Source organism: Pseudomonas sp. ADPe (assembly GCF_014843515.1).
GTDB classification, from domain to species: Bacteria; Pseudomonadota; Gammaproteobacteria; order Pseudomonadales; family Pseudomonadaceae; genus Pseudomonas; species Pseudomonas citronellolis.
Map to the genome: position 1 here is coordinate 3,075,827 of NZ_CP062122.1, position 12,526 is coordinate 3,088,352.

The following is a 12,526-nucleotide window of genomic DNA, read 5'->3' on the forward strand; positions in this document are numbered from 1 at the left end:
GGCGAAAGGGCCTGCCATGGGCAGGCGGGTGGCGTCGTGCGGGACGCCACCGGGGAGCCTTGGATCAGCCGGGCGCGGGCCGTGCAGGCGCTCGTAGTCGGCGCGCATGGCCTTGTGCAGGCCGAACACAGCATTGCCGCCGCGACACTTCCGGGCAGGATTCTGCGATCCTTGCCCCCTGGAACGCATCGCGGTGATGAACGGCTCGGGCCCGCTTGCACGCAGGGGCTCGGGAGGATTCACGGAGCGCAGCTTATTCTTAGTTGATTGAACGTTCAATAAAAACAAAATAGACTGGCCCACAATGACGCCGGACGGCACAGCCACGTCCCGCGTGAGGAGAGATATCAATATGCCCAAGGTCGGTATGCAGCCGATTCGCCGTTCGCAGCTGATCCACGCCACCCTCGAGGCCGTGGACCAGGTTGGCATGAGCGACGCCAGCATCGCCCTGATCGCCCGCCTGGCGGGGGTCTCCAACGGCATCATCAGCCACTACTTCCAGGACAAGAACGGCCTCCTGGAGGCGACGATGCGGCATCTGATGTCGGCTTTGAGCAAGGCCGTGCGCGAGCGGCGCGCTAGCCTGCGAACCGACGATCCGCGCGCCCACCTGCGGGCGATCGTCGCCGGCAACTTCGACAACAGCCAGGTCAACGGCCCGGCCATGAAGACCTGGCTGGCGTTCTGGGCCAGCAGCATGCACCAGCCGTCCCTGCGCCGGCTGCAGCGGATCAACGACCACAGGCTGTATTCCAACCTGTGCTGCCAGTTCCGCCGCGAGCTGCCGCTGGACCAGGCGCGCCGCGCCGCCCGCGGCCTGGCCGCGCTGATCGACGGCCTGTGGCTGCGCGGCGCGCTGTCGGGCGATGCCTTCGATACCGAGCAGGCGCTGGCTATCGCCTACGACTATCTCGACCAACAACTGGCCAAGCGCACCGGATAGCGGGCGCGGCCTTCGTGCACGGACCATAAGAGAGGACAACCGACCCATGGCTCGATTCGACGTTCAGAAGCTCTACATTGGCGGCCGCTACGTGGAGGCCAGCAGTGGCGCCACCTTCGAGACCGTCAACCCGGCCAACGGGGAGGTCCTCGCCCTGGTGCAGCGGGCTTCGAAGGACGACGTCGAGCGCGCCGTCGCCAGCGCCGTCGAAGGCCAGAAGGTGTGGGCGGCGATGACCGCCATGCAGCGCTCGCGCATCCTCCGTCGCGCCGTGGACATCCTCCGCCAGCGCAACGACGAGCTGGCCGAGCTGGAAACCCTGGACACCGGCAAGCCGCTGGCCGAGACGCGCAACGTCGACATCGTCACCGGCGCCGACGTGCTCGAATACTACGCCGGCCTGGTCCCGGCCATCGAAGGCGAGCAGATCCCGCTGCGCGAGAGCAGCTTCGTCTACACCCGCCGCGAGCCGCTGGGCGTGGTCGCCGGCATCGGCGCCTGGAACTACCCGATCCAGATCGCCCTGTGGAAATCCGCCCCGGCCCTGGCCGCGGGCAACGCGATGATCTTCAAACCCAGCGAAGTCACCCCGCTGAGCGTGCTCAAGCTGGCCGAAATCTACACCGAGGCCGGCCTGCCCGACGGCGTGTTCAACGTGCTCACCGGCAGCGGCCGCGAGGTCGGCCAGTGGCTGACCGAGCACCCGCTGATCGAGAAGATTTCCTTCACCGGCGGCACCTCCACCGGCAAGAAGGTCATGGCCAGCGCCTCCAGTTCCTCGCTCAAGGAAGTCACCATGGAACTGGGCGGCAAGTCGCCGCTGATCATCTTCGACGACGCCAACCTCGACCGCGCCGCCGACATCGCCGTCATGGCCAACTTCTTCAGCTCCGGCCAGGTCTGCACCAACGGCACCCGCGTGTTCGTCCCGCGCAGCCTGCAGGCGCGCTTCGAGGAGAAGGTGCTGGAGCGCGTCAAGCGCATCCGCCTGGGCAGCCCGCAGGACGAGAACACCAACTTCGGCCCGCTGGTCAGCTTCCCGCACATGGAGAGCGTGCTCGGCTACATCCAGGCCGGCAAGGAACAGAAGGCCCGCCTGCTGTGCGGCGGCGAGCGCGTCACCGAGGGCGAGTTCGGCAAGGGCGCCTATGTCGCGCCCACCGTGTTCACCGACTGCCGTGACGACATGACCATCGTCCGCGAGGAAATCTTCGGCCCGGTGATGAGCATCCTCGTCTACGACAGCGAAGAAGAAGTCATTCGCCGCGCCAACGACACCGAATACGGCCTGGCCGCCGGCGTCGTCACCCAGGACCTGGCCCGCGCCCACCGGGTGATCCACCGCCTGGAAGCGGGTATCTGCTGGATCAACACCTGGGGCGAGTCGCCGGCGGAAATGCCGGTGGGCGGCTACAAGCAATCCGGCGTCGGTCGCGAGAACGGCCTGACCACCCTGGCTCATTACACTCGGATCAAATCCGTGCAGGTAGAGCTGGGCGACTACGCCTCGGTGTTCTGACCACCGCGATCGAGCCCTGAGCGGCCGGTCGCCACGACGACCGGCCTTCCGACCTTCAGACACCGGCGCGCCATGCGTCGCGGGCGGTGTCGTGCCCAGAAAAAGAGGTAGGCCTGCATGACCCAGGAATACGACTACATCATCATCGGCGCCGGTTCCGCCGGTAACGTCCTCGCCACCCGCCTGACCGAGGACGCGGACGTCAGCGTGCTGCTGCTCGAAGCCGGCGGCCCGGACTACCGCGCCGACTTCCGCACCCAGATGCCCGCCGCGCTGGCCTACCCGCTGCAGGGCCGCCGCTACAACTGGGCGTACCTCACCGACCCCGAGCCGCACATGAACAACCGCCGCATGGAGTGCGGGCGCGGCAAGGGCCTGGGCGGCTCCTCGCTGATCAACGGCATGTGCTACATCCGCGGCAACGCCATGGACTTCGACGGCTGGGCGCAAGAGAAGGGCCTGGAGGACTGGACCTACCTCGATTGCCTGCCGTACTTCCGCAAGGCGGAAACCCGCGACATCGGCCCCAACGACTACCACGGCGGCGACGGCCCGGTCAGCGTGACCACGCCCAAGACCGGCAACAACCCGCTGTTCCACGCCATGGTCGAGGCCGGCGTGCAGGCCGGCTACCCGCGGACCGAAGACCTCAACGGCTACCAGCAGGAAGGCTTCGGCCCGATGGACCGCACCGTGACCCCCCAGGGCCGCCGCGCCAGCACCGCCCGCGGCTACCTGGACCAGGCCCGCGAACGCGCCAACCTGACCATCGTCACCCACGCCCTGACCGACCGCATCCTGTTCAGCGGCAAGCGCGCCATCGGCGTCAGCTACCTGCTGGGCGACGACAATGCGCCGAAAGAGGCCCGCGCGCGCCGCGAAGTGCTGGTGTGTTCCGGCGCCATCGCCTCGCCGCAACTGCTGCAACGCTCCGGCGTCGGCCCGGCGACCGTGCTGCGCGACCTGGGCATCGAAGTGGTGCACGACCTGCCGGGCGTCGGCCAGAACCTCCAGGACCACCTGGAGATGTACCTGCAGTACGCCTGCAAGCAACCGGTGTCGCTGTACCCGGCATTGCAGTGGTGGAACCAGCCGCAGATCGGCGCGCAGTGGATGTTCCTCGGCACCGGCCTGGGCGCCAGCAACCAGTTCGAGGCCGGCGGCTTCATCCGCACCCGCGAGGAGTTCGAATGGCCGAACATCCAGTACCACTTCCTGCCGGTGGCGATCAACTACAACGGCAGCAACGCGGTGAAGGAGCACGGCTTCCAGGCCCACGTCGGCTCCATGCGCTCGCCCAGCCGCGGGCGCATCCAGCTGACCTCGCGCGACCCGCGCAAGCACCCGAGCATCCTCTTCAACTACATGTCCAGCGAGCAGGACTGGCAGGAATTCCGCGACGCCATCCGCATCACCCGCGAGATCATGGCGCAGCCGGCGCTGGACGCCTACCGCGGCCGCGAACTGAGCCCGGGGCTGGACAAGAAGAGCGACGCCGAACTGGACGCCTTCGTCCGCGAGCACGCGGAAACCGCCTTCCACCCCTCCTGCTCGTGCAAGATGGGCGAGGACGACATGGCGGTGGTCGATGGCCAGGGCCGCGTGCACGGCATGGAAGGGCTGCGCGTGGTGGATGCGTCGATCATGCCGCTGATCATCACCGGCAACCTCAACGCCACCACCATCATGATCGCCGAGAAGATCGCCGACCGCATCCGTGGCCGCCAGCCGCTGCCGCGCAGCACCGCGGACTACTACAAGGCCAACGGCGCGCCGGTACGCGGCAAGCCGATGCGAGCTTGAGTTCCGAGCGGGAATAGGGAAGGGCGCCACGAGTTGGCGCCTTTTTCTTTTTTATATAGGTGGGAGCGATAGGGAAGTAACCGGCTGAATCCGGCCTCTGGTCTGGCACGGACTGACCCCCTCTCCCTTCAGGGCGGGGCGCGCAGCCGAGGGCTGGGGAGAGGGAAAGGCGATATCAGGATGGAGCGGAACTATTCACCACTCCGAACGAGGATGACCCGTCACCCCCGCCGCGGCGGCACCGGCCGCGTCCGCCCGCTGCCATCGATGGCCACGAACACGAACACCGCCTCGGTGACCTTGCGCCATTCGCTGGACAGCGGATCGTCGCTCCACACTTCCACCAGCATGCGGATCGAGCTGCGCCCGACCTCCAGCGTCTGGGTATAGAAGGACAGCTGCGCGCCCACCGCCACCGGCACCAGGAAGGCCATGCGGTCGATCGCCACCGTGGCCACGCGGCCGCCGGCGATGCGGCTGGCCATGGCGGTGCCGGCGAGGTCCATCTGCGACACCAGCCAGCCACCGAAGATATCGCCGAAACCATTGGTCTCGCGCGGCAGCGCGGTGATCTGCAGCGCCAGGTCGCCCTGCGGAATGGGGTCTTCTTGTTCAAGCTCGATCATAGGTAAGGGCCTCGTGCCCCGACGGTCTCGATTCAAGGAAAGGAAAAGCTCTCCCAAGAGTCCTGTAAAAGTGGTTTCCTACAGAAACTTGGGACAGCTTTCTGACCGACCCCGCGCATGTCGCATCGGCATTATATAGAGGCCGGCCTGCGGCAGCGACCGCAGAATGCCTGATGACAATGTTGCGCTGACGCGCTCCCATTTGCCATGGTTCGCCTTCGGCGCTCCCTGTCAGCGCCGCCAACCTGCCGAGAAGCCTTGCGATGCCTCCTGCCAATACCACCGCTGCCCGTCCGCTGACCCGCAGCGACTACAAGACCCTGTCCCTTTCCGCCCTGGGCGGCGCCCTGGAGTTCTACGACTTCATCATCTTCGTGTTCTTCGCCACCGTGGTCGGCAAGCTGTTCTTCCCCGCCGACATGCCCGAGTGGCTGCGCCAGTTGCAGACCTTCGGCCTGTTCGCCGCCGGCTACCTGGCGCGGCCGCTGGGCGGCATCGTCATGGCGCACTTCGGCGACCTGCTCGGGCGCAAGAAGATGTTCACCCTGAGCATCTTCCTGATGTCGGTGCCCACGCTGCTCATGGGCGTGCTGCCGACCTACGAACAGATCGGCATCTGGGCGCCGCTGGCCCTGCTGCTGCTGCGCGTGGTGCAGGGCGCTGCCATCGGCGGCGAGGTGCCCGGGGCCTGGGTGTTCGTTTCCGAACACGTGCCGGCGCGCAACGTCGGCTTCGCCTGCGGCACCCTGACCGCGGGGTTGACCGCCGGCATCCTCATCGGCTCGCTGATGGCCACGGCGATCAACAGCTTCTACAGCGCCGACGAAGTGCTGGCCTACGCCTGGCGCATCCCCTTCCTGCTCGGCGGCATCTTCGGCCTGTTTTCCGTCTACCTGCGCCGCTGGCTGCACGAGACCCCGGTATTCGCCGAGCTGCAGCAGCGCAAGCAACTGGCCGACGAGGTGCCCCTGGGCGTGGTGGTGCGCGAGCACCGTCCGGCGGTGGCCATCTCCATGCTGCTCACCTGGCTGCTGTCGGCGGCCATAGTCGTGGTCATCCTCATGACGCCCTCCGTGCTGCAGTCGGTCTACGGCGTCCCGGCGGCCACCGCGCTCAAGGCCAACAGCCTGGCGATCATCTTCCTCACCGCGGGCTGCATCCTCGCCGGGCGCATCGTCGACCGCATCGGTGGCGGGCGTACCTTCATCGCTGGCAGCCTGCTGCTGGGCGCGACCTCATGGTTCTTCTACAGCAGCCTGAAGACCCATCCGGACTGGCTCTTCCCTTTATATGCGCTGGCCGGCCTGTGCGTCGGCATCGTCGGCGCCGTGCCCTACGTCATGGTCAAGGCCTTCCCGCCGGTGGTGCGCTTCAGCGGCCTGTCCTTCTCCTACAACCTGTCCTACGCCATCTTCGGAGGTCTCACTCCAATGGTCGTGGCGCTGCTGATGAAGGAAGACCCCATGGGCCCCGCCTACTATGTAGCCGCGCTGTGCCTGGTCGGCTTCCTCACCGGCTGCTTCCTGCTGCGCCAGGAGCGCCTGGCTGGCGAGGCCTCCCTGGTTGCAAATTGATCATTCGGACAGCTTTTTCAGAAAAGATTCAAAAAGTCGTTGACGGGCATTTTGAAGTCCCTATAATGCGCACCACTCCCAGCGACGAAGCGCTGAAAGAGCTTGAAAATCAAGCACTTAAGCAGGTTCGAAGTTGGGGTGGTGATCAGGCGGGTGATTCACTCGCCGCCTTTGGGTTCGACAACTGCTCCGGCAGCGAGCTGAAAAGGAAGGTCGCCGAGGTGCTTGACAGCGAGTTTGAACGCTGTAGAATGCGCCTCCCGCTGACGAGAAGCTCCGGCCGATCAACAGCGCAAGCGGTTGAGTAGGAACGAAAAATTCTGAAAATAACGCTTGACGAAATAAGAGGTTGGCGTAGAATGCGCGGCCTCGGTTGAGACGAAAGCCTTAACCAACTGCTCTTTAACAAGTTGAATCAAGCAATTCGTGTGGGTGCTTGTGAGTTAAGACTGGTGATCGCAAGATTATCAGCATCACAAGTAACACTCGTGAATTCGAGAGTTTTTTGCGATTGCTGAGCCAAGTTTAGGTTTCTCAAAACCCGATCAGTATTGAACTGAAGAGTTTGATCATGGCTCAGATTGAACGCTGGCGGCAGGCCTAACACATGCAAGTCGAGCGGATGAAGGGAGCTTGCTCCCGGATTCAGCGGCGGACGGGTGAGTAATGCCTAGGAATCTGCCTGGTAGTGGGGGACAACGTTCCGAAAGGAGCGCTAATACCGCATACGTCCTACGGGAGAAAGTGGGGGATCTTCGGACCTCACGCTATCAGATGAGCCTAGGTCGGATTAGCTAGTAGGTGGGGTAATGGCTCACCTAGGCGACGATCCGTAACTGGTCTGAGAGGATGATCAGTCACACTGGAACTGAGACACGGTCCAGACTCCTACGGGAGGCAGCAGTGGGGAATATTGGACAATGGGCGAAAGCCTGATCCAGCCATGCCGCGTGTGTGAAGAAGGTCTTCGGATTGTAAAGCACTTTAAGTTGGGAGGAAGGGCAGTAAGTTAATACCTTGCTGTTTTGACGTTACCAACAGAATAAGCACCGGCTAACTTCGTGCCAGCAGCCGCGGTAATACGAAGGGTGCAAGCGTTAATCGGAATTACTGGGCGTAAAGCGCGCGTAGGTGGTTTGGTAAGATGGATGTGAAATCCCCGGGCTCAACCTGGGAACTGCATCCATAACTGCCTGACTAGAGTACGGTAGAGGGTGGTGGAATTTCCTGTGTAGCGGTGAAATGCGTAGATATAGGAAGGAACACCAGTGGCGAAGGCGACCACCTGGACTGATACTGACACTGAGGTGCGAAAGCGTGGGGAGCAAACAGGATTAGATACCCTGGTAGTCCACGCCGTAAACGATGTCGACTAGCCGTTGGGATCCTTGAGATCTTAGTGGCGCAGCTAACGCGATAAGTCGACCGCCTGGGGAGTACGGCCGCAAGGTTAAAACTCAAATGAATTGACGGGGGCCCGCACAAGCGGTGGAGCATGTGGTTTAATTCGAAGCAACGCGAAGAACCTTACCTGGCCTTGACATGTCCGGAACCTTGCAGAGATGCGAGGGTGCCTTCGGGAATCGGAACACAGGTGCTGCATGGCTGTCGTCAGCTCGTGTCGTGAGATGTTGGGTTAAGTCCCGTAACGAGCGCAACCCTTGTCCTTAGTTACCAGCACGTTAAGGTGGGCACTCTAAGGAGACTGCCGGTGACAAACCGGAGGAAGGTGGGGATGACGTCAAGTCATCATGGCCCTTACGGCCAGGGCTACACACGTGCTACAATGGTCGGTACAGAGGGTTGCCAAGCCGCGAGGTGGAGCTAATCCCAGAAAACCGATCGTAGTCCGGATCGCAGTCTGCAACTCGACTGCGTGAAGTCGGAATCGCTAGTAATCGTGAATCAGAATGTCACGGTGAATACGTTCCCGGGCCTTGTACACACCGCCCGTCACACCATGGGAGTGGGTTGCTCCAGAAGTAGCTAGTCTAACCGCAAGGGGGACGGTTACCACGGAGTGATTCATGACTGGGGTGAAGTCGTAACAAGGTAGCCGTAGGGGAACCTGCGGCTGGATCACCTCCTTAATCGAAGATCCCGGCTTTCTCATAAGCTCCCACACGAATTGCTTGATTCACTGGTTAGACGATTAGGCAACCCTTTATGGGTCTGTAGCTCAGTCGGTTAGAGCGCACCCCTGATAAGGGTGAGGTCGGCAGTTCGAATCTGCCCAGACCCACCAAATCGTAGTGATTTGGGGCCATAGCTCAGCTGGGAGAGCGCCTGCTTTGCACGCAGGAGGTCAGGAGTTCGATCCTCCTTGGCTCCACCATCTCCAAATCGTCGTAAAGCTCAGACAGGAATGTTCGAAGAAACGAACCTTGCTGTCTGGTCTTTGTACCGGAACCGTTCTTTAAAAATTTGGGTATGTGATAGAAGTAGACTGAATGATCTCTTTCACTGGGGATTGTTCAAGTCAAGGTAAAATTTGCGAGTTCAAGCGCGAATTTTCGGCGAATGTCGTCTTCACGTTCGAGACGTATGACCAGATTGCTTGGGGTTATATGGTCAAGTGAAGAAGCGCATACGGTGGATGCCTTGGCAGTCAGAGGCGATGAAAGACGTGGTAGCCTGCGATAAGCTTCGGGGAGTCGGCAAACAGACTTTGATCCGGAGATCTCTGAATGGGGAAACCCAGCCAGCATAAGCTGGTTATCACACACTGAATCCATAGGTGTGTGAGGCGAACCAGGGGAACTGAAACATCTAAGTACCCTGAGGAACAGAAATCAACCGAGATTCCCTTAGTAGTGGCGAGCGAACGGGGACTAGCCCTTAAGCTTCTTAGAATCTAACAGAACGCTCTGGAAAGTGCGGCCATAGTGGGTGATAGCCCCGTATGTGAAAGGTTCCAGGAAGTGAAATCGAGTAGGACGGCGCACGTGAAACGTTGTCTGAACATGGGGGGACCATCCTCCAAGGCTAAATACTACTGACTGACCGATAGTGAACCAGTACCGTGAGGGAAAGGCGAAAAGAACCCCGGAGAGGGGAGTGAAATAGAACCTGAAACCGTATGCGTACAAGCAGTGGGAGCCCACTTGTTGGGTGACTGCGTACCTTTTGTATAATGGGTCAGCGACTTATATTCAGTGGCGAGCTTAACCGAATAGGGGAGGCGTAGCGAAAGCGAGTCTTAATAGGGCGTTTAGTCGCTGGGTATAGACCCGAAACCGGGCGATCTATCCATGAGCAGGTTGAAGGTTAGGTAACACTGACTGGAGGACCGAACCCACTCCCGTTGAAAAGGTAGGGGATGACTTGTGGATCGGAGTGAAAGGCTAATCAAGCTCGGAGATAGCTGGTTCTCCTCGAAAGCTATTTAGGTAGCGCCTCACGTATCACCCAGGGTAGAGCACTGTTTCGGCTAGGGGTCATCCCGACTTACCAAACCGATGCAAACTCCGAATACCTGGAAGTGTCAGCGTGGGAGACACACGGCGGGTGCTAACGTCCGTCGTGAAAAGGGAAACAACCCAGACCGTCAGCTAAGGTCCCAAAGTTGTGGTTAAGTGGTAAACGATGTGGGAAGGCTTAGACAGCTAGGAGGTTGGCTTAGAAGCAGCCACCCTTTAAAGAAAGCGTAATAGCTCACTAGTCGAGTCGGCCTGCGCGGAAGATGTAACGGGGCTCAAACCACACACCGAAGCTACGGGTGCATCGCAAGATGCGCGGTAGAGGAGCGTTCTGTAAGCCTGTGAAGGTGAGTTGAGAAGCTTGCTGGAGGTATCAGAAGTGCGAATGCTGACATGAGTAACGACAATGGGAGTGAAAAACTCCCACGCCGAAAGACCAAGGGTTCCTGCGCAACGTTAATCGACGCAGGGTTAGTCGGCCCCTAAGGCGAGGCAGAAATGCGTAGTCGATGGGAAACAGGTTAATATTCCTGTACTTCTAGTTACTGCGATGGAGGGACGGAGAAGGCTAGGCCAGCTTGGCGTTGGTTGTCCAAGTTTAAGGTTGTAGGCTGAGCACTTAGGCAAATCCGGGTGTTCAAGGCCGAGAGCTGATGACGAGCTTTCTTTTAGAGAGCGAAGTGGTTGATGCCATGCTTCCAGGAAAAGCTTCTAAGCTTCAGGTAACTAGGAACCGTACCCGAAACCGACACAGGTGGTCGGGTAGAGAATACCAAGGCGCTTGAGAGAACTCGGGTGAAGGAACTAGGCAAAATGGCACCGTAACTTCGGGAGAAGGTGCGCCGGTGAGGGTGAAGTATTTACTGCGTAAGCCCACGCCGGTCGAAGATACCAGGCCGCTGCGACTGTTTATTAAAAACACAGCACTCTGCAAACACGAAAGTGGACGTATAGGGTGTGACGCCTGCCCGGTGCCGGAAGGTTAATTGATGGGGTTAGCGAAAGCGAAGCTCTTGATCGAAGCCCCGGTAAACGGCGGCCGTAACTATAACGGTCCTAAGGTAGCGAAATTCCTTGTCGGGTAAGTTCCGACCTGCACGAATGGCGTAACGATGGCGGCGCTGTCTCCACCCGAGACTCAGTGAAATTGAAATCGCTGTGAAGATGCAGTGTATCCGCGGCTAGACGGAAAGACCCCGTGAACCTTTACTGTAGCTTTGCACTGGACTTTGAGCCTGCTTGTGTAGGATAGGTGGGAGGCTTTGAAGCGTGGACGCCAGTTCGCGTGGAGCCAACCTTGAAATACCACCCTGGCATGCTTGAGGTTCTAACTCTGATCCGTTATCCGGATCGAGGACAGTGTATGGTGGGCAGTTTGACTGGGGCGGTCTCCTCCTAAAGAGTAACGGAGGAGTACGAAGGTGCGCTCAGACCGGTCGGAAATCGGTCGCAGAGTATAAAGGCAAAAGCGCGCTTGACTGCGAGACAGACACGTCGAGCAGGTACGAAAGTAGGTCTTAGTGATCCGGTGGTTCTGTATGGAAGGGCCATCGCTCAACGGATAAAAGGTACTCCGGGGATAACAGGCTGATACCGCCCAAGAGTTCATATCGACGGCGGTGTTTGGCACCTCGATGTCGGCTCATCACATCCTGGGGCTGAAGCCGGTCCCAAGGGTATGGCTGTTCGCCATTTAAAGTGGTACGCGAGCTGGGTTTAGAACGTCGTGAGACAGTTCGGTCCCTATCTGCCGTGGACGTTTGAGATTTGAGAGGGGCTGCTCCTAGTACGAGAGGACCGGAGTGGACGAACCTCTGGTGTTCCGGTTGTCACGCCAGTGGCACTGCCGGGTAGCTATGTTCGGAATAGATAACCGCTGAAAGCATCTAAGCGGGAAACTAGCCTCAAGATGAGATCTCACTGGGAACTTGATTCCCCTGAAGGGCCGTCGAAGACTACGACGTTGATAGGTCGGGTGTGTAAGCGCTGTGAGGCGTTGAGCTAACCGATACTAATTGCCCGTGAGGCTTGACCATATAACACCCAAACAATTTGTGTGTTAGACGGTGAAGTCGACGAACCGAAAGTTCGTGTGAACCGCAAAGAAGACCTGTCACATACCCGAATCTGGGTGAGCGTGTGCGTAAGCCACGAGCATCCGAAAGAATTGCTTGACGACCATAGAGCGTTGGAACCACCTGATCCCATCCCGAACTCAGCAGTGAAACGACGCATCGCCGATGGTAGTGTGGGGTTTCCCCATGTGAGAGTAGGTCATCGTCAAGCACCTATCCCAAAACCCCTGATCAGCCTGGCTGGTCGGGGGTTTTGCTTTTGGGGCGCGGAAAGCCGGGGTGATCCCATCCACGCCATTGCATTCCCCTTGTAGGAGCGCGCCCTGCGCGCGAATCGCGGGCAGGGCCCGCTCCTACACGTGAGGCATGGCCATGGCGATGGGTATCGCTTCGCTCAACGCCATCCTACGAGGGTACATCCTGCACCCGTAGGAGCGGACCTTGTCCGCGATAGCCGGCGGTCCCGGCGCGATTCGCGGATGAGATCCGCTCCTACGCCGCCCCACCTGCGCCCATTCCCCCTGTAGGAGCGCGCCCTGCGCGCGAAATCGCGGGCAGGGCCCG

Annotated in this window: 6 protein-coding genes, 2 tRNA genes and 3 rRNA genes; 10 read left to right on the forward strand and 1 reads right to left on the reverse strand. The window is 60.4% G+C overall.

Annotation, left to right across the window (positions count from 1 at the left end):
- Positions 1–352 precede the first annotated feature (352 nt).
- From betI to betA, 3 genes are all read left to right on the forward strand, one after another.
- Positions 353–946 carry a transcriptional regulator BetI gene (gene betI, locus IG194_RS14000; protein WP_043270284.1) on the forward strand — a complete coding sequence of 198 codons (594 nt, stop codon included), beginning with the start codon at positions 353–355 and terminating at the stop codon, positions 944–946.
- A gap of 46 nt (positions 947–992) precedes the next feature.
- Positions 993–2,465: a betaine-aldehyde dehydrogenase gene (gene betB / locus IG194_RS14005; RefSeq protein ID WP_058488013.1), complete on the forward strand. Its 1,473-nt coding sequence runs from the start codon at positions 993–995 to the stop codon at positions 2,463–2,465.
- Positions 2,466–2,582: 117 nt separating this feature from the next.
- Positions 2,583–4,268 carry a choline dehydrogenase gene (gene betA, locus IG194_RS14010; protein WP_058488014.1) on the forward strand — a complete coding sequence of 562 codons (1,686 nt, stop codon included), beginning with the start codon at positions 2,583–2,585 and terminating at the stop codon, positions 4,266–4,268.
- A gap of 221 nt (positions 4,269–4,489) precedes the next feature.
- Here the strand turns inward: betA and IG194_RS14015 are convergent, their stop codons facing one another.
- The gene (locus tag IG194_RS14015; protein ID WP_009614218.1) at positions 4,490–4,894 is read right to left on the reverse strand and encodes an acyl-CoA thioesterase; all 405 of its coding nucleotides are present in this window, start codon (positions 4,892–4,894) and stop codon (positions 4,490–4,492) included.
- Positions 4,895–5,157: 263 nt separating this feature from the next.
- Here IG194_RS14015 and IG194_RS14020 point away from each other — a divergent pair, with 263 nt between their 5' ends.
- The 7 genes from IG194_RS14020 (at position 5,158) to rrf (ending at position 12,173) form a co-directional block, all read left to right on the forward strand.
- A complete protein-coding gene (locus IG194_RS14020) occupies positions 5,158–6,468 on the forward strand; it encodes an MFS transporter (protein WP_058071633.1) in 1,311 nt (436 codons plus the stop codon).
- Between the two features lie 65 nt (positions 6,469–6,533).
- Complete coding sequence (locus tag IG194_RS14025) at positions 6,534–6,776, forward strand: hypothetical protein (protein ID WP_153010615.1); 243 nt, start codon at positions 6,534–6,536, stop codon at positions 6,774–6,776.
- A 245-nt stretch (positions 6,777–7,021) separates the two neighbouring features.
- A 16S ribosomal RNA gene (locus IG194_RS14030) occupies positions 7,022–8,558 on the forward strand.
- 78 nt (positions 8,559–8,636) lie between these two features.
- Positions 8,637–8,713, forward strand: a tRNA-Ile gene (locus IG194_RS14035).
- 14 nt (positions 8,714–8,727) lie between these two features.
- A tRNA-Ala gene (locus IG194_RS14040) sits at positions 8,728–8,803 on the forward strand.
- Between the two features lie 234 nt (positions 8,804–9,037).
- A 23S ribosomal RNA gene (locus IG194_RS14045) occupies positions 9,038–11,923 on the forward strand.
- Positions 11,924–12,057: 134 nt separating this feature from the next.
- Positions 12,058–12,173, forward strand: a 5S ribosomal RNA gene (gene rrf, locus IG194_RS14050).
- The 16S, 23S and 5S rRNA genes sit together here with 2 tRNA genes alongside, the layout of an rRNA operon.
- The last annotated feature ends 353 nt before the right edge of the window (positions 12,174–12,526 follow it).